Below are 17,438 nucleotides of genomic sequence, written 5' to 3'. Positions count from 1 at the left end.
TGCGGTATGCCTCCTGGTCATAATTATGACCAGGAGGCATACCGCTCACCAGCGATGCCTCGCTTCCGGCGCGACACGCCCACCGCCCACGCCCACCACCCGGATCTGGGGCGGATCCGAACCAAGATCACTCGCTGGGGGTTGAGGTCGCCTTCCGGGGGGCCGCCTTCTTCGCCGGGGCCTTCTTCGCAGCCGTGGTCTTCTTCGCGGCCGTCGTCTTCTTCGCGGCCGTCGTCTTCTTCGCGGCCGTGGTCTTCTTCGCGGCGGCGGCCTTCTTGGTGGCCTTCTTCGGCGCCGGGCCCTTCGCCCGCTTCTCGGCGAGCATCTCCGACGCCTCCTCCAGCGTCAGCGCCTCCGGGGTCTGCGCGCGCCGCAGCGACGCGTTGGTCTCCCCGTCCGTGACGTACGGCCCGAAGCGCCCGTCCTTGATCACCAGCGGCTTCTCGGTGAGCGGGTCGACGCCCATCTCCCGCAACGGCGGCGCGGCGGCCCGACGCTGGCGGGTCTTCGGGGCGGCCAGCAGCGCCAGCGCCTCGTCCAGCGTGACGGTGAACATCTTGTCCTCCGAGTCCAGCGAGCGGAACTCGTCACCACGCTTGACGTACGGGCCGTAGCGGCCGTTGTTGGCGAGAACCTCCCCGCCGTCCGGGGCCACGCCCACCAGCCGGGGCAGGCTGAGCAGCCGCAGCGCCTGCTCCAGCGTGAGGTCGTCCGGCGACTGCGAGCGCAGCAGCGACGACTTGCGCTCCCCGCTGGCCACGTACGGGCCGAACCGGCCGGACTTCAGCAGGATCGGCTCGCCGGTCGACGGGTCGTCGCCGAGCTTGCGCTCGCCCCCGCCGCCGAGGAACAGCTCGTGCACCTTCTCCGGGGTCAGCTCGTCGGGCGCCAGGCCCTCCGGGATCGGCGCCCGGTCGCCCTGGGAGCCGCCCTCCTCGCCCTCGGCCGGGGCGGCCGGCGCCTGCTGCTCGCCGGGTACCGCGCGCTGGAGGTAGGGCCCGTACCGGCCGACCCGGACGACGACCTCGCGCCCCTCGTCGTCGGTGAACAGCGGGATCGAGTTGACGCTGCGCGCGTCGATCTCGCTGAGGTTCTCGGTGACCAGCTTCTTCAGCCCACCGGCGTGCGCGATGGCCTGGTCGCCGGCGCCGTTGGCGCTGCCGAAGTAGAACGAGGTGAGGAAGTCGACCGCGGCGTGGTCGCCGCCGGCGATCTCGTCCAGCTCGTTCTCCATGCTGGCGGTGAAGTCGTAGTCGATCAGACGCGGGTAGTGCCGCTCCATCAGCCCGATCACCGCGAACGCCAGGAACGTCGGGATCATCGCCTGGCCACGCTTGGTGACGTACCCGCGATCCTGGATGGTCTGCATGATCGAGGCGTACGTGGAGGGGCGGCCGATGCCCAGCTCCTCCAGCGCCTTGACCAGCGACGCCTCCGTGTAGCGCGACGGCGGCTGGGTGTGGTGGCCCTGCGCGGCCAGCTCGTCGGCGGTCAGCGGCTGGTCCTTGACCAGGGTGGGCAGCCGCCGCTCGGCGTCCTCCGCCTCGGCGTTCTCGTCGTCGCTCGACTCGACGTACGCGCGCAGGAAGCCCGGGTCGGTGATGGTCTTGCCGGTGGCGCCGAAGTCGGCCTCCTCCTGCGCGGAGGAGACGGCCCGGATGCGCACCGACACGCTGGAGCCGACCGCGTCGGTCATCTGCGAGGCGATGGTGCGCCGCCAGATCAGCTCGTAGAGCTTGAACTCCTCGCCGGACAGCTCCTTGGCCACGTCGCCCGGGGTGCGGAAGTTGTCGCCCGCCGGGCGGATCGCCTCGTGCGCCTCCTGCGCGTTCTTCACCTTGCCGGTGTAGCGGCGGGGCTCCGGCGGCACGCTGCGCTCGCCGTACAGCTCGACGATCTGCCGGCGGGCCGCCGCGATGGCGGTCTCCGACAGGTTCACCGAGTCGGTACGCATGTAGGTGATGTAGCCGTTCTCGTAGAGCCGCTGCGCGGTGCGCATCGTCTGCTGGGACGAGAACCGCAGCTTGCGGGCCGCCTCCTGCTGGAGCGTGGAGGTGATGAACGGCGCGTACGGGCGACGGCGGTAGGGCTTCTCCTCGACCCGGGTGACCGTGAACGGCCGGTCCGCCAGCCGGGCGGCCAGCCCTCTGGCGCCGCCCTCGTCGAGGTGCACGACGCCCGCGCCGGCGCGCACCCGGCCGGTGGTCGGCTCGAAGTCCTTGCCGGTGGCGATCCGGTCGCCGTTGAGCGCGACGAGCGTGGCGTTGAAGGTGCGCGGGCCCTCGCCCGGCTTCGCCACCGCCAGGGTGGCCAGGATGTCCCAGTACTCGGCGGTGCGGAACGCCATCCGCTGGCGCTCCCGCTCGACCACGATCCGGGTCGCCACGGACTGCACCCGGCCCGCCGAGAGCTTCGGCATGACCTTCTTCCACAGCACCGGGGAGACCTCGTAGCCGTAGAGCCGGTCCAGGATGCGCCGGGCCTCCTGGGCGTCGACCAGATCGCGGTCGATCTCCCGGGGGTTGGCCACCGCAGCCTGGATGGCCGGCTTGGTGATCTCGTGGAAGACCATCCGCTTGACCGGCACCTTGGGCTTGAGCGTCTCCACCAAGTGCCAGGCGATCGCCTCGCCCTCGCGGTCCTCATCCGTGGCCAGGAAGATCTCGTCGACCTCCTTGGCCAGCTTCACCAGCTTGTTGATCTGCTGGCGGCGGTCGGCCGAGACCACGTAGAGCGCGTGGAAGCCGTTGTCGACGTCGACGCCGAGCCGCGCCCACGGCTCGCCCTTGTACTTCGCCGGCACGTCGGCGGCGTTACGGGGCAGGTCCCGGACGTGGCCGAAGCTGGCCTCCACGACGTACCCCGGGCCGAGGTAGCCCGAGATCGTCTTGGCCTTCGCCGGTGACTCGACGATGACCAGACGGGTGGTTCCAGCGTTGCTCGGCACGTCTCTCCCCGACCTCACTCCTACGCCACGCCCACTCCGGGCCGTGTTGCCCCGCCCGGACCGCGGTCGGCCCGGACGTCCAACGTAACGCGCCGTCCGCGCCCCGGGTTTCGTGGGCGGCGAACGGGCCCGCCTCCCCGGCGGTCGCCGGCCGCACCCTGCCGGACGGCGCCACCGTACACCGTGGGTAGGGCGCCGGGCGGGTCACTGTGACGATCACACACCCCCCGGCGGAGGCGGCTCCAGTCGAATTCCTGCGCAAACCGCCGCCGGAACGGTCGGCGATCGGACAGCCGGCGGGGTTGCGCCGGCGGGTCAGCCGTGCGGGCCCGGCCAGTCGGCGGCCGGCGCGGCCGGCGGCCGTTCCCCCACCAACTCCGCCAGCCGGGTCACCCGCCGCCCACCGATCCGGTACGCGGGCCCGCCCTCGCCCGGCTCCACGAACGCGGCCGGCAGCCCCACCACGGCCAACGCGGCGCGCACCGCCGGCCAGCACTGCTCGTCGGCCGGGCCGAGCCCGAGCCGGAACCCGGCCGGTTCGGCGGCCCCGGCCGCGGCGGCCCAGAGCCGCAACCGCCGCCCGTCGAGGTGGAACCGGGCCGGCGGTCGCTTCACCGCGCCGAGCAGCCAGCCCCGGGCGAGCGGCGTCAACGTGCTCGCGTACGCGGTGCGCACCCGGTACCGGCCGTCCCCGGTCGGCTCCCAGCCCGCCGGCACACCCCGGGCGCCCAACTCGGCCACCAGCACGTGCACCCGCCAGGCCGCGTCCACCACCACGGAGAGCCGGGCCGTGCCGCCCATCCGCACCACCTCACCCGGCCCGGCGAGCAGGCCGGCGAGGTCCGCCAGCGCGGGATCGGCCGCCTCGGTGGAGAACAGCGAGGGCTGGCGGGCCGGGTTCGGATTCGGGGAGGGTGGCGTCAGCGACACTCCGGGACCTCGTCGAAGGCCTCTTTGAGCTCGGGTGAGTTGAGTTTGCTGGTGTCCAGCGCGCTCGCGTCGTACTCCTGGTTCAGGGTGTCCACGGCGGCGCGCACGCCGTCGTAGAACGGGCCGGCCTGGGCGGTGTCGAGCCGGTCGATGGTGGTCCGGGCCCGCCCGTACGCGTCCCGCATCTTGCTCAGCGAGCCACGGAACCCGGCGGAGACCTCGGGGCCGTGGTCGACCTCCGGCACGCCCGCCTCCTCGACCTTGCGTCGGGCCGTCTCGCTGGCCTGCTCCGCCCCGGCGAACAACCGCACCAGGTTCTCCTTGGCCTGCGGCGGGGTGGTCTGCGCGGTCATCTGCTGCCGGGTGCTGCTGGTCAGCTTGGAGATCTCCGCGCGCCACGGGGTGAGCGCCTGGCACACCGACGCGGCCCAGGCCCGTGGGCTGGGGCCGCCGCAGCCGGCGGCGACGAGGACCAGCGTGGCCAGGACCACCGTGAGCTTTCCGGCGGTTGCCGCCCGGCGCGTACGCATGCGTTGCAGCGTACGACCTCCGGGGGGAACCGCCACCGGTCAGGTTTCGTGCACGGGACGGTTCCCGGCCGACCGGGGCCGGCCGGGAACCGTCCCGTCGGTCAGGCGCCCACCGTCTCCGGGTGCTGGTCCGAGGTGCCCGCACCGTGGTCCGAGCTGTCCATCACCACGCCCTTGCGCTTGCTGAACACCACCGCCGCCGCGATGATCAGCGCGGCCACCACGGCGATCGTGATCCGCAGCGCGGGGTTCTTGTCGTCGCCCACGCTCCAGGCCACCACGGCCGGGGCGATCAGCAGCGAGACCAGGTTCATCACCTTGATCAGCGGGTTGATCGCCGGGCCGGCGGTGTCCTTGAACGGGTCGCCGACGGTGTCGCCGATGACGGTGGCGGAGTGCGCCTCGGAGCCCTTGCCGCCGTACGCGCCGTCCTCGACGAGCTTCTTGGCGTTGTCCCAGGCGCCGCCGGAGTTGGACAGGAAGACCGCCATCAGCGTGCCCGCGCCGATCGCGCCGGCCAGGTAGGAGGCGAGCGCGCCCGGGCCGAGGCCGAAGCCGACCGCGATCGGGGCCAGGATGGCCAGCAGGCCGGGGGTCAGCAGCTCGCGCTGCGCGTCCCGGGTGCAGATGTCCACGACCTTGCCGTACTCGGGCCGCTGGGTGCGGTCCATGATGCCGGGCAGCTCGCGGAACTGCCGGCGGACCTCCATCACCACGGCGCCGGCCGAGCGGGAGACCGCGTTGATGGCCAGACCGGAGAAGAGGAAGACGACGGCCGCGCCGATGATCAGGCCGACCAGGTTGCGCGGGTTGGCCACGTTCAGCGCGTTGAGGATCTCGGTGCCGACGTCGCCCACGCCCGCGTCGGCGTACGACGTCCGCAGCGTGTCGGTGTACGAGCCGAACAGCGCGGTCGCGGCCAGCACCGCGGTGGCGATCGCGATGCCCTTGGTGATCGCCTTGGTGGTGTTGCCGACCGCGTCCAGCTCGGTCAGCGTGCGCGCGCCGTGCTCGTCGATGTCGCCGGACATCTCGGCGACGCCCTGCGCGTTGTCCGAGATCGGGCCGAACGTGTCCATCGCGACGATGACGCCGACGGTGGTGAGCAGGCCGGTGCCGGCCAGCGCGACCGCGAACAGCGACAGCGTGATCGAGCTGCCGCCGAGCAGGAACGCGCCGAAGACGCCGGCGCCGATCAGCAGCGCCGAGTAGACAGCCGACTCCAGGCCGATGCTGATGCCGGCCAGGATGACGGTGGCGGCGCCGGTCTGCGAGCTCTTGCCGATGTCCTGCACCGGGCGGCGGTTGGTCTCGGTGAAGTAGCCGGTCAGCGCCTGGATCGCGGCGGCCAGCACGATGCCGATCACGACCGCGCCGATGGCCACCAGCCGCGGGTTGCGGTCGACGTCGGTCAGCCCGCCCTCCAGCTCGCCGAACGTGGCCGGCAGGTACGTGAACGCGGCGATCGCCACCAGCACCGCGGAGATCACCGCGGAGAGGTAGAAGGCCCGGTTGATCGCGGTCAGGCCGTTGCGGTCGCTGGCGCGCAGCCGGGTGATGAACACGCCGACGATGGCGACCAGCACGCCGATGGTGGAGATGATCAGCGGGAAGACCAGGCCGTCCTCGCCGAACGCGGCCCGGCCCAGGATCAGCGCGGCGACCAGCGTGACCGCGTACGACTCGAACAGGTCGGCCGCCATGCCGGCGCAGTCACCGACGTTGTCGCCCACGTTGTCGGCGATGGTGGCGGCGTTGCGCGGGTCGTCCTCCGGGATGCCCTGCTCGACCTTGCCGACCAGGTCCGCGCCGACGTCCGCGGCCTTGGTGAAGATGCCGCCGCCGACCCGCATGAACATGGCCAGCAGCGCGGCGCCGAAGCCGAAGCCCTCCAGCACGGTCGGCGCGTCGCCCCGGAACAGGATGACGACGAGCGCCGCCCCGAACAGGCCGAGGCCGACGGTGAGGAAGCCGACCACGCCGCCGGTGCGGAAGGCGATCTTCATGGCGCCCTCGCGGCCACCTTCGCGCTCCCGCGCGGCGGCGGCGACCCGCAGGTTGGCGCGGGTGGCCAGCCACATGCCGGCGCCGCCGATGAACGCGCTGAACAGCGCACCCACCACGAAGAACGCCGACCGGCCGATCTTCACCAGCGTCTGGTTCCCGTCGGTGTCGTGCACCGGCAGCAGGAACAGCAGCACGACGGCGATCACCACGAAGATCGCCAGGGTGCGGAACTGCCGCAGCAGGTACGCCGACGCGCCCTCCTGCACCGCCCCGGAGATCTCCTGCATGTTGGTGGTTCCCGTACCGGCTGCCAGTACCGCCTTGGTCAAGGCGGCGGCGAAGACGAGCGCCACCAGCGCGATGACCGCGGCGATGACGACGTACGTCACGTTGGCTCCGGTAAGGGACAGGGCGCCGCCGTCGGCGGCCAAGGTCCCGGACATCTGTGTCCTCCTGTACCGAACACTCGCGTCGGCTCGTGGAGACGCACGGGCCGACGCCTGGATGCGAACTCGCCAGCGCGCGCCATCCACCCGTTCCCGCTGGCTGCGGGGAGCGATCACTTGCTGACAACCCGGGTACTGTAGCCCTCCGGCGTGGTGAGGGTCACATCGAGGGGGCACCGTGTCTCGATGATCTTCGTAACTGTGTTATGCGAGGAAATCTGATATATGGGCCGGTCAACACGACGAGGCCGCGCTCCCCGTGCGGGGAACGCGGCCTGCGGAACGATCTGATCAGCCGCGGCCGGTCGGCCAGGCCATCCGGACCTCGGTGCCGACGCCCTCGTCGACCGGGCGGACCTGGAGGTCCTCCACGAAACCGGCGAGCAGGGCGAACCCCACGCCGGTGGTCAGCGCGTCCTCGCTGAGCGACTCCTTCGCCAACTCGTCCGGGCCCAGCGCGGCCAACCCGAGACCGGCCTCGATCGGGGCCCGGTCCACCACCCGCACCGTGTACGGCCCACCGTCGGACATCTCCACGTAGACCAGCTCCGCCAGCCCGTACTGCCGGTGCAGCGCGACCGCGCGGGTGCACGCCTCACCGATGGCCAGCCGCACCTCGTCGAGCAGGTCCTCACGGACCCCGGCCCGCCGGGCCACCGCGACACCGACCAGGCGGGCGGTGCGCACGTGCACCGGCGCCGGCGAGAAGGAGAGCTTGACGGTGGCCATCACGCGCCGGTGGTGTCGGCGGCGATGGCCGCGTCGACCGTCGGGTGCAACGGGAAGACCTGATCCAGGGCGGTGATGCGGAAAATCTTGAGCAGCGGCTCCTTGTCGCAGACCAGCGCGAACGAGCCGCTGGCCGACCGGAGCCGCTTGAGCGCGCCGACCAGCACGCCGAGCCCGGTCGAGTCGAGGAAGTCCACCCGACCCAGGTCCACCACCACGTGGCGGGCCCCACCGTCGATCAACTCGATGAGCCGTTCCCGCAGGCGGGGTGCGGTGTAGACATCCACCTCACCGCCGACCTCGAGCACCGTGTGCTCCCCCACGGTGCGGGTCGCCAGCGACAGCTCCATCGGCCCCTCCTCGGTAAACTCTCCTGGGCATCTAACCATCCCCCCGTGCGACCGCTTCGGGTCACCGGCCCGGCCCTCCCCATACCCCGACCCGGCGGTTCCCAATTCCGAACACCAGTGCGAGAGTGCAGGACGTGACCGACGACAGCCCCGGCCCGAGGCGTACGCCGGACGAGCTGCTGCGCCGGTTACGGCTGCGCCACGCCACCGACCCGGTCACCCACGTCGAGCGGGTGCCGGCCCGCGTCGGCGAGCCGGCGCCGTGGCCCGACTGGGCGCCCGCCGAGCTGCGGGCGGCGTTCGCGCGACGCGGCGTGGTCGCGCCGTGGCGGCACCAGGCCGAGGCCGCCGAGCTGGCGTACGCGGGCCAGCACGTCGTCGTCGCCACCGGCACGGCGTCCGGCAAGTCGCTGGCGTACCAGCTACCCGCGCTGAGCACGCTGCTCGCCGACCCGCGCGCCACGGTGCTCTACCTGGCCCCGACCAAGGCGCTCGCCGCCGACCAGCTCCGCGCCGTCGCCGGCCTGGACCTCGACGGGGTACGCCCGGCCACCTACGACGGCGACACCCCGCGCACCGAACGGGAGTGGATCCGTCGGCACGCCCGGTTCGTGCTCACCAACCCGGACATGCTGCACCACGGCATCCTGCCCGGGCACGCCCACTGGTCCGGCTTCCTGCGCCGGCTCGCGTACGTCGTCATCGACGAGTGCCACACCTACCGGGGCGTCTTCGGCTCACACGTCGCGCACGTGCTGCGGCGGTTGCGTCGACAGTGCGCCCGCTTCGGGCGTACGCCGGTCTTCCTGCTGGCCTCGGCCACGTCGGGCGACCCGGCGACGGCGGCCGGGCGGCTCACCGGCCTGCCCGTCACCGCCGTCACCGAGGACACGTCGCCGCGCGGCGGGGTGGCGTTCGCGCTCTGGGAGCCGCCGCTGCTGCCTTCGGGTGATGCCACGCCGGAGGCCGACCTGATGTCAGTGCGCCGGTCCGCGCTGCGGGAGACCGCCGACCTGCTCGCCGACAGCGTGGTCGAGGGGGTCCGCACGCTCGCGTTCGTCAGGTCCCGCAAGGGCGCCGAGGTGGTCGCCGCGAACGCGCGACGGTCGCTCGACGAGGCGGTGCCGGGGCTGGGCGACCGGGTCGCCGCCTACCGGGCCGGTTACCTGCGCGAGGAGCGTCGCGAGCTGGAACGGGCGCTGCTGCACGGCGACCTGCTCGGGCTCGCCTCCACCAACGCGCTCGAACTCGGCGTCGACCTGGTCGGGCTGGACGCGGTGCTGATCTGTGGCTGGCCCGGCACCCGCGCCTCGCTCTGGCAGCAGGCCGGCCGGGCCGGGCGCTCCGGCGACGAGGCGCTCGCGGTGCTGGTGGCCCGCGACGACCCGCTCGACACCTACCTCGTGCACCACCCGGAGGCGCTGTTCGGGCGTCCCGTCGAGGCCACCGTGCTCGACCCGGCCAACCCGTACGTGCTCGCGCCGCAACTCGCCTGCGCCGCCCACGAGGCCCCGCTCACCGCCGCCGACCTGGACCTGTTCGGCGACGGCGCGAAGGAGGCGGTGGACTCGCTGGTCGAGGCCGGCGCGCTGCGGCAGCGGCCCACCGGCTGGTACTGGCGGCACCGGGAACGCCCCGAGGTGGACCTGCGCGGCGAGGGCGGCGCACCGGTCTGCGTGGTCGAGGAGTCCACCGGGCGGCTGCTCGGCACCGTCGACGGCGGCTCCGCGCACTTCCTGCTCCACACCGGCGCGGTCTACCTGCACCAGGGCGTCTCGTACGTGGTCGACACACTCGACCTGGCCGACGGCTGCGCGCTGGTGCACGCCCAGGAGCCGGACTGGTCCACCCACGCGCGCGACGTCACCTCGCTGTCCGTGGTGTCCGTCCGCTCGTACGTCGACGCCGGCCCGGTCGGGCTGTTCCTCGGCGAGGTGGACGTGACCAGCCAGGTGGTGTCGTACCAGCGCCGGCGCATCGCCACCGGCGAGGTGATCGACACCCGCCCGCTGGACCTGCCCGCGCGCGAACTGCGTACGGTCGCGGTCTGGTTCACGCTCTCGCCGGAGTCGCTGGCTCGTGCCGGCGTCGAGGCCGCCGACGTGCCGGGCGCGCTGCACGCCGCCGAACACGCCGCGATCGGCCTGCTGCCGCTGATGGCGACCTGCGACCGCTGGGACATCGGCGGGTTGTCGACCGCCCTGCACCCGGACACCGAGGCCCCGACCGTGTTCGTCTACGACGGCCACCCCGGCGGGGCGGGTTTCGCCGAGCGGGCGTACCGGACGGCCGCCGCCTGGCTGCGCGCCACCCGCGACGCGATCGTCGAGTGCGGGTGCGAGACCGGGTGCCCGTCCTGCGTCCAGTCCCCGAAGTGCGGAAACGGCAACAACCCGCTGGCCAAGCCGGAAGCCGTCAAGGTCCTCGACGTGGTGCTCACCAACCTCGCCACTGCGGCCGACAGCGCGACGGACAGTGCGGCCGGCATCGGCGCGGTAGGCGTTCACGCGGCGGGTGTCGGCGCGGTAGGCGTTCACGCGGCGGGTGTCGTCGCGGCGACGAGCGGTGGCTCGCCGGGTGACGTCGCGGCGGATGACGGGTCGGGGCCGCAGGAGGAGCGTGACGGGGTGCTGCCACGGCAGGACGACCGGGCAACCCGGCGACCGGCGACCGACCGCATCACGACGGACTGACCTAGCCGCATCACGCGTCACCACCTCGGCTCACCGAGGCGGTGACCGCAGCGAGCGAGGCCTCTCCCTCACCGCCGAGCCGCCCCGCTCCTCGACCCCGCAGTCCCCACCCGGCCCCATAGATCTTGCAGTTTCGGCCCACACCTCGCCCTGTTCGTCCGATACGCCTGGGCGCCATCTGCAAGATCGACGGGCGGGTCGGCGGGAGGAGTGAGTCTGGTGGGTGGGACGGGTGCATGAGGACGGGCGTCGCGGGGCATTGATGTATGGGAGCGCTTCCATGCATCATTCCGGTAGCGCAGACGCGACCCCGAGACCCGTCCCGCCGGAGGTGCCGCCGTGGCCGACACGATCGCCGAGACCGTCGAGCTGCTCTACACCATCGACCAGGAAAGCCTCACCCCGGACCAGCAGATAGCGCTGGGTACCGCGCTGGCGAACCTGGCCCAGGCGGAGCGGCTGGACCAGATCAACGAACGCCTGCGCGGTATCCACCAGGTGCTCAACACGTGGGCGATGAAGGCCACGGTCGACGGCGGGCGCTGACCGCCGTCGCGGCACGAACCGCTGTGCGATGAACGCGGTCGGGTCGGGTGGCGTCTCGCCAGCTCACCACGAGGGCGGTGTCGGACGATGACCGGCGCCGTCACTTCGGCGTGCGGGAGTCGATCAAGGCCGTCGGCGGGGCTGACCAGAGGTGCGCGCTGGTGGCGGCGCTGTGCGAGACTCCGGCGACCCCTCGAAGGAGATCAGATGTCGCTCGACAGCCTGCAGGCCCAGCACCGGTTCATCGTCCGCCAGCGGATCCGGATGATGGTCAACCAGTACGAGGTGCACGCCGTGGCACCGGACGGCTCCGAGGGCGGGCTGCTCGCGTTCGCGCAGCAGAAGCGGCTCGCCTTCAAGGAGCAGGTGACCATCTACACCGACGACACCAAGCAGTACCCCCTGCTGGGGTTCAAGGCCCGCCAACGGCTCGACCTCGGCGCCACCTACGACGTGACCGACCACGCCGGCACCCCGATCGGCCTGTTCCGCAAGGACTTCGCCCAGTCGCTGCTGCGTTCGACCTGGCACGTCGAGCAGCCCGGTCTGCCGCCCGCGACGGGACAGGAGCGCAGCCTGCCGGTGGCGCTGCTGCGCCGCTTCGTCGACTCGCTCTCCTGGCTGCCTTACCACTTCGACTTCCTGGCCGGCGGCCAGCCGGTGTTCTCGGTCGACAAGAAGTGGGGCCTGCGCGACCGGTACGTCGTCGACATCCACCACCCGCACATCGACCGTCGCCTGGTCATCGCCATGGCGGTGGGCTTGGACGCGCTCCAGTCCCGCTGACGCCGGCGTCGATCGGTGCGGCCCGTCGCGGCGGGCTCCACCGGTCGACCGCCGAGCGGGTACCGTCGCCCGACCGCCGGGCGGGTGCCGGGTGGTACCGCCGCCCGGCCGCCGGTAGCGAAACCGTTAGCTAGACCAGTGTCGAGGGGCAGGCGGCAGGCGGCAGGCGGCAGGCGGCAGGCGGCAGGCGGCAGGCGATGGTCATGGCGTGGCGGCGAGTTCGCGCGCCGGGCCGGCCCGGGACGTGGCGGTGGCGACGCGCGTCAACCCCGGTAGCGACGCGACCCGTACCTGCGCCGTGACGATCAGGTCGAGGCCGTCGACCCGGCAGCCGGTCATCCGGCCGGCGTTGGCGGACACCAGCGCGTCGGCCGACCCGCATGCGGCGTCCACCCCGTCGAGCACCCGGCTCGCGCCCGCGAGCGCACCGAAGTCGGCCGCCACCCGGGCCTGATGGCGCGCGCACCGGGCAGCCCCGAGCCCGGCGCCGAACAACCCGACGAGCACGAACACCAGGCCGATGGCGAGCAGGCACACGGTCGCCCCGCCCCGCTCGTCCACCGACCAGCCGGTGGGTCGTCCGCGTGCGTGTGGCCCGTCAGGGCTCGGCCTGGCAAGGTTCGGCCCGTCAGGACTCGGCCCGGCGAAGCCCGGCCTGTCAGGGCCCGGCCCAGCGAGGCCCGGTGCGGCAGGGCCCGCTCTGGCAAGGTGCGGCCCGGCCGGGTCCGACAGCTCATCCGGGTGCGGCTCACGGGCGGCTGAGCCGACGGTCGGTGGCAACGTCCCCAGCGTCCCCAGCCGCCTCGGCGTTTCCAGCTCCGCCGGCATTCCCAGCTTCTCCGGCGTTTGTGGTTTGTCCGCCTTTCGCAGCGTTTGCGGTGTCACGACGCCGGCCCGGGAGCGCCGGGTTCCACGGCGGCCACCGCAGCGCCGGAGACGGTCGACTGGGGCAGCCTCGTGCCGAACGTCCGGACAGGTGCCCGGACGGTCGCGGTCACCCGGTCACCGGTCACGGTCAACGTCACCTCCGCACCCGCCGGGGCGTACCGAGTGGCGGCTGGTAGACCCGGCTCGCCCCGCGCGGCGGCGAGTGCCGCTTCCCGGGCCGCGTCGACGCAGCCGGCACGCGTGGTCACCGCGTCGACCGCGGTGAGGCCGGCCACGAGCAGGAACATCAACGCCGGCAGGCCGACCGCCAGCTCGGCGGTGAACGACCCCCGTTCCCGGACTTCCCAGGGACGACGGCGGGCGGCGCCGCACCGGACGGCGTACGCCGCCCCGCCACTCGCCACCGGGGCGGCCGGAACACGGGCGCACCGGCCAGGGTGTCGGCCGGCCCACCGGCGCCCGGTCACTTCAAGGCCCGGTCGATGACAGCGGTCAGCGCGGACTGCACGTTCCCGGAGGTGAGCACCTTCAGCAGGATGCCGGCGAAAGCGACCGCGGCGAGGGTGCCCACGGCGTACTCCGCGGTGTTCATGCCGGCGTCACCCCGCAGTCGGGTGAGGAGCTTGCGCATGTCGTACGTCCCTTCTCGATGGTTCACAGCACGTCGCCGAGGACGGCGACGATCACCGGTACCAGACCGGCGAGAATGAAGGCGGGCAGGAAGCACAGCCCGAGCGGCAACACGATGAGCACGCCCGCGCGGCGGGCCGCCGCCTCGGCCGCGGTCGAGCGCTCCGCCCGCAGGTCGTCCGCGAGTCGGGTGAGCGCGCCGGCCAGCGCGGCGCCACTGTTCGACGAGCGGACCGCGGCGGTCACCAGGCTCTCCGCCCCGGAGATCGGGCGCAGGTGCGCCCACGCCTCGATCGCCGTACCGCCCAGGCCCAGCGTGCGGCCCACCCGGCCGAGCCGGTCAGCGAGTGGGCCGCCGAGCGCCTCGGCGACCGCGAGCGCCGAGCGGTCGACAGGCGCGCCGGCCCGGAGCGCCGCAGCCAGCAGATCGGCGGCGAGCGGCAGGTCCGCGGCTTCGCGCAGGCGACGCTCCCGTACCGCGCGGGGCTCGATCCGGCGCAGCAGACGGTCGGCGGCCACCCCGGCCAGCAGACCGATGAGCAGGCCGGCCCAGCCACCGGCGACCACCGCCACGGCCACGGCGGTCAGGCCGGCACCCAGCCGGATCCGGTCCGGCCACCAGCTCGGGCGGCCTTGCCGAGGGGTCGGCGCGAGCCGGCGCAGCCGCCGGAGCGGCCGGGCGGTGGCCCCGGTGACGAGCAGGAGGGAAGCGGCGCCGCCGAGGCAGACGGCGGCGACCACCTCGCGTGACATCAGGCTGCCCGCCCTGGCCCGGCGCCGAGCCGTTCCGCCCAGAGCAGCCCGCCCATCTGCAGGGCCACGGCCGCCACGGCGCTGCCACCGCCGACCGGCGTGTGCAGGAGCACGGCCACCGGGTCGACGCCGATGGCGTAACCGAGACCGATCCCGCCGAGCGGCAGGGCAGCGAGCAGCCACGCCGTCGCCCGCGCGCCGGCGGCCTGGGCGGCGGCAGCGGCGAGCCCTCGGTCGGCCGCGCGCGCGTCGGCTTCGATCCGTTCGAGCAGGTCGGCCAGCGGCGCCCCGGTTCGGTCGGCAAGTCGCACCGCGGCCCGGGTCAGCCGCGCGATCCGCCCCGCACCGCTGTCGAGCAGATGGCCGGTGGGCAGACCGGCCCGCAGATCGGCGGCGACGGCACCGAGCCGGTCGAGGTCACGACGGTGCTCCGACTGGGCCGCCTGCCGGGCGCGCCTGCGTACCGCCGCCCGGGCCGCGAGCGTGCCGTAGACGGCGAGTGCCAGCGCGGCCACCGGCCCACCGAGGAGCGCCCCCACCCCGCCACCGAGCAGCGCCGCCACCGGCAGGACCCGCCGGACGGAGACGGTCCGGAACGCAGCAAGACCCGCCGACGTCGAGGCGGGCCGCCGGTCAGGGGCGAGCCGTGTCGAGAACGCAGCCCGACCGCCTGACCTCGAGGTGAGCCGCCGGTCAGGGGTGGGCCGGCGGCCGGGGCCAGGGTCGAGGACCGCCCGCTGTCGGGTCCGTCCGGCGCGTACCGGCCAGCCGACCATCACCGCGGCACCGACCAGCAGCATGACCACCAGCCCGACCTGATCGGTCACGAGCTGGCCGGTGACGAGCTGGCCGGTCACGAGGGGCCTGCCGCATCGGGCCAGACCGCACAGAGGATCGGCGGCACGGGCACGCCCCGCTCGCGCAGCAGGTTGCCGAGCGGCCGGGCGGCCAGGCCGAGACCACGGCCCCGGATCCAGGCCGGAACCACTGTCACCACCCGGTCGGGGCCACCCGGGAGGAGCAGGCCGATCGAGTCGAGCACCCGCCCCTCGCCGGTCCGGCGTACCTGGAGGACGACCTGCAGGGCGGCGGCGACCTGGGCGTGCAACGCGATCCGCGGCAGCCCGCCGAGCATCCCGAGCGCCTCCAGTCGGGCGGGCACATCCGTCGGGGCGTTGGCGTGCAGCGTCCCCGCCCCGCCGTCGTGGCCGGTGTTCAACGCGGCCAGCAGGTCGACCACCTCGGCGCCCCGGCACTCGCCCACCACGAGCCGGTCCGGTCGCATCCGGAGCGCCTGCCGGACCAGGTCGCTGAGGCCGACCGCGCCGACGCCCTCGACGTTCGCGGTGCGCGCCTGCAACCCGATCACGTGCGGGTGTACCGGGCGCAGCTCGGCGGCGTCCTCCACCAGCACGATCCGCTCGGTGCCGGGCACCAGCCCGAGCAACGTGTTGAGCAGCGTGGTCTTGCCGGAGCCGGTGCCGCCGGTCACCAGATACGCGAGCCGGGCGGCCACCACCGCGTCGAGCAGCGGGGCGACCGGCCGGGGCACGGTGCCGTGGTCGACCAGTTCCGCCAGCGTGAACGGCCGTTGCCGGAAGGTCCGCAGCGACAGGTAGGGGCCGTCGGTCGCCACCGGCGGCAGCACGGCGTGCAGCCGGGTGCCGTCCGGCAGTCGCGCGTCGGCGTAGGGCGACGCGTCGTCCAGCCGGCGACCGGCCGCCGCGGTCAACCGCTGCGCCAACCGGCGTACGTCGTCGACCGTGCCGAGCGGAACGGCCACCTGGTGCAGGCCCCGCCCCCGGTCGACCCAGACCCGGACGCCGTTCACCAGCACGTCGGTGACCTGCGGGTCGGCGAGGAGCGGCGCGAGCGGGCCGGCGCCGACGAGGTCGTCGTGCACCCGGTCGGCGATCCGCAGCAGAGTGGTGTCGCCGAGCACGCCGGCGCCCGGCTCGGCGCGTACCGCGTAGACCACCGCGGCGGAGGTGACCGGGGTGGCGTCGGCGGCGAAGCGGTGCCGGACCCGGGCGGCCAGCTCTCCCGGATCGGCCGGGCCGGTCACGCCGCGCCCGCCGCGGACCGACCGGTCAGCTCGTCAACGAGCCGCTGGCACAGCACGGCGAGCGGGCCCTTGCCGGTGGCGCCCGGGGCCTCGCCGCGCTCAAGGCCTCGGCACAGGCCGGGCTCCGGCCGGAGCGTGCCGGCGAGCGGCAGGCCGAGCGCGCGGGCCACCTCGGCCGCCCGGAGCCGACCCGGAGCCGGACCGCGCACGATCACCGAGAGGTCGGCGCACTGGGGTGCCACCACGGCGGCCACCCGGGCCGCGGCGGCGGTGGCGCGCAGCTCCGCGGGCACCACGAGGAACGCGCGGTCGGCGGCCTGGAGGGCGATCACCGCCGCGTCGTCGAGATGCCGCGGCAGGTCGAGCACGACCAGGTCCCGCCCGCGGCGGCCGGCGTCGACAGTGGCGGCCATCGCCTCGGCCGGCAGGTGCCGCAGGTCCCCCCGGTCCCACGAGAGCACCACCAGGTCGCCACGGCTGGGCAGCGCGCGGACCAGCGACGGTGGATCCACCCGGCCGTCGGCGCCGGCCAGCTCGGGCCAGCGCAACCCGTCGAGCTGCTCCCATCCGAGCACCAGGTCGAGGCCGCCGCCCAACGGGTCGGCATCGACCAGGAGCGTGCGGAGCCGGGCCCGGGCCGCACTGACCGCGAGCCCGCCGGCGAGCACGCTGGCGCCCGCGCCGCCGCGCCCGCCGAGCACCGCCACGACCCGGCCCGGGCCCGCGCCGACCGGCCCGGTCACGCACTCGGCGAACCGGTCGACCAGCCAGGGCTCCGCCGCGGGCAGCGCCGCGACGTGCTCGGCGCCGATCAGCTCGGCCAGCTCCGTACCCGGATCGAGCTGGCCGGATCGCCCGACCAGCACCGTGCGCGGACGCCGCGGCAGGCGGGCCCGCAGACAGGCCGCGGCCTGGTCGGCGCCGACCAGCACCAGCGGCGCGGGCGCCCAGCGGGCGCGGGCGGCCGCCGGGTCGGCCGCCAGCTCGACCTCCGTGCCGCCGGCCGCGGCCAGGCGCAACAGCTCATCGAGCAGGTCACCGTCGGCCGTGACGAGCAAGGGCAGTCGACGGTACGGCGGAAGCGGGGTGCGGGGCGCCATGGCGGCCTCCAACGGTCGGACTCGGACGTGCCGTGGTG

General features: G+C 74.0%; 16 protein-coding genes. 3 read left to right on the top strand and 13 right to left on the bottom strand.

Going from position 1 to position 17,438, the window contains the following annotated elements; translation table 11 throughout:
* Positions 1-127: 127 nt before the first annotated feature.
* The 6 genes from topA to C8054_RS00780 all read right to left on the bottom strand — a co-directional run bounded on the left by topA (position 128) and on the right by C8054_RS00780 (position 7,939).
* The gene (gene topA, locus C8054_RS00805; protein ID WP_107154716.1) at positions 128-2,947 is read right to left on the bottom strand and encodes a type I DNA topoisomerase; all 2,820 of its coding nucleotides are present in this window, start codon (positions 2,945-2,947) and stop codon (positions 128-130) included.
* A gap of 315 nt (positions 2,948-3,262) precedes the next feature.
* On the bottom strand, positions 3,263-3,877 hold the full coding sequence (locus tag C8054_RS00800) for a hypothetical protein (RefSeq protein ID WP_107154715.1): 615 nt from the start codon (positions 3,875-3,877) through the stop codon (positions 3,263-3,265).
* A complete protein-coding gene (locus C8054_RS00795) occupies positions 3,868-4,407 on the bottom strand; it encodes a hypothetical protein (RefSeq protein ID WP_107154714.1) in 540 nt (179 codons plus the stop codon). The genes C8054_RS00800 and C8054_RS00795 overlap by 10 nt, the downstream gene beginning before the upstream one ends.
* 101 nt (positions 4,408-4,508) lie before the next feature.
* A complete protein-coding gene (locus C8054_RS00790; protein ID WP_107154713.1) occupies positions 4,509-6,857 on the bottom strand; it encodes a sodium-translocating pyrophosphatase in 2,349 nt (782 codons plus the stop codon).
* Between the two features lie 294 nt (positions 6,858-7,151).
* Positions 7,152-7,589 carry an ATP-binding protein gene (locus tag C8054_RS00785; protein ID WP_107154712.1) on the bottom strand — a complete coding sequence of 146 codons (438 nt, stop codon included), beginning with the start codon at positions 7,587-7,589 and terminating at the stop codon, positions 7,152-7,154.
* Entirely contained in the window at positions 7,589-7,939 is a 351-nt protein-coding gene (locus C8054_RS00780; protein ID WP_107154711.1) for an STAS domain-containing protein, read from the bottom strand. Before C8054_RS00780 ends, C8054_RS00785 begins: the two co-directional genes overlap by 1 nt.
* Positions 7,940-8,073: 134 nt before the next feature.
* On the opposite strand from C8054_RS00780, the gene C8054_RS00775 reads away from it, so the two are divergent.
* From C8054_RS00775 to C8054_RS00765, 3 genes are all read left to right on the top strand, one after another.
* A complete protein-coding gene (locus C8054_RS00775) occupies positions 8,074-10,632 on the top strand; it encodes a DEAD/DEAH box helicase (RefSeq protein ID WP_107154931.1) in 2,559 nt (852 codons plus the stop codon).
* A gap of 339 nt (positions 10,633-10,971) precedes the next feature.
* On the top strand, positions 10,972-11,178 hold the full coding sequence (locus tag C8054_RS00770) for a hypothetical protein (RefSeq protein WP_107154710.1): 207 nt from the start codon (positions 10,972-10,974) through the stop codon (positions 11,176-11,178).
* A 207-nt stretch (positions 11,179-11,385) separates the two neighbouring features.
* On the top strand, positions 11,386-11,964 hold the full coding sequence (locus tag C8054_RS00765; protein ID WP_107154709.1) for a hypothetical protein: 579 nt from the start codon (positions 11,386-11,388) through the stop codon (positions 11,962-11,964).
* 201 nt (positions 11,965-12,165) lie between these two features.
* Here the strand turns inward: C8054_RS00765 and C8054_RS00760 are convergent, their stop codons facing one another.
* From C8054_RS00760 to ssd, 7 genes are all read right to left on the bottom strand, one after another.
* The gene (locus C8054_RS00760) at positions 12,166-12,525 is read right to left on the bottom strand and encodes an Rv3654c family TadE-like protein (RefSeq protein WP_107154708.1); all 360 of its coding nucleotides are present in this window, start codon (positions 12,523-12,525) and stop codon (positions 12,166-12,168) included.
* 320 nt (positions 12,526-12,845) lie between these two features.
* Complete coding sequence (locus C8054_RS00755) at positions 12,846-13,163, bottom strand: TadE family type IV pilus minor pilin (RefSeq protein ID WP_107154930.1); 318 nt, start codon at positions 13,161-13,163, stop codon at positions 12,846-12,848.
* A gap of 152 nt (positions 13,164-13,315) precedes the next feature.
* On the bottom strand, positions 13,316-13,483 hold the full coding sequence (locus C8054_RS00750; RefSeq protein WP_013283643.1) for a DUF4244 domain-containing protein: 168 nt from the start codon (positions 13,481-13,483) through the stop codon (positions 13,316-13,318).
* 23 nt (positions 13,484-13,506) lie between these two features.
* Complete coding sequence (locus C8054_RS00745) at positions 13,507-14,235, bottom strand: type II secretion system F family protein (RefSeq protein ID WP_107154707.1); 729 nt, start codon at positions 14,233-14,235, stop codon at positions 13,507-13,509.
* Complete coding sequence (locus tag C8054_RS00740; RefSeq protein WP_233219411.1) at positions 14,235-15,092, bottom strand: type II secretion system F family protein; 858 nt, start codon at positions 15,090-15,092, stop codon at positions 14,235-14,237. Before C8054_RS00740 ends, C8054_RS00745 begins: the two co-directional genes overlap by 1 nt.
* Complete coding sequence (locus C8054_RS00735) at positions 15,089-16,300, bottom strand: TadA family conjugal transfer-associated ATPase (protein ID WP_107154706.1); 1,212 nt, start codon at positions 16,298-16,300, stop codon at positions 15,089-15,091. The genes C8054_RS00740 and C8054_RS00735 overlap by 4 nt, the downstream gene beginning before the upstream one ends.
* Positions 16,297-17,400, bottom strand: a complete 1,104-nt coding sequence (gene ssd, locus C8054_RS00730) for a septum site-determining protein Ssd (protein WP_107154705.1) — start codon at positions 17,398-17,400, stop codon at positions 16,297-16,299. Before ssd ends, C8054_RS00735 begins: the two co-directional genes overlap by 4 nt.
* Positions 17,401-17,438: the final 38 nt, after the last annotated feature.

It is taken from the genome of Micromonospora sp. RP3T, assembly GCF_003027925.1.
Classification (GTDB): Bacteria; Actinomycetota; Actinomycetes; order Mycobacteriales; family Micromonosporaceae; genus Micromonospora.
Note: the sequence above shows the minus strand (reverse complement) of the source record. Positions and strands in the feature narration are given on the sequence as shown.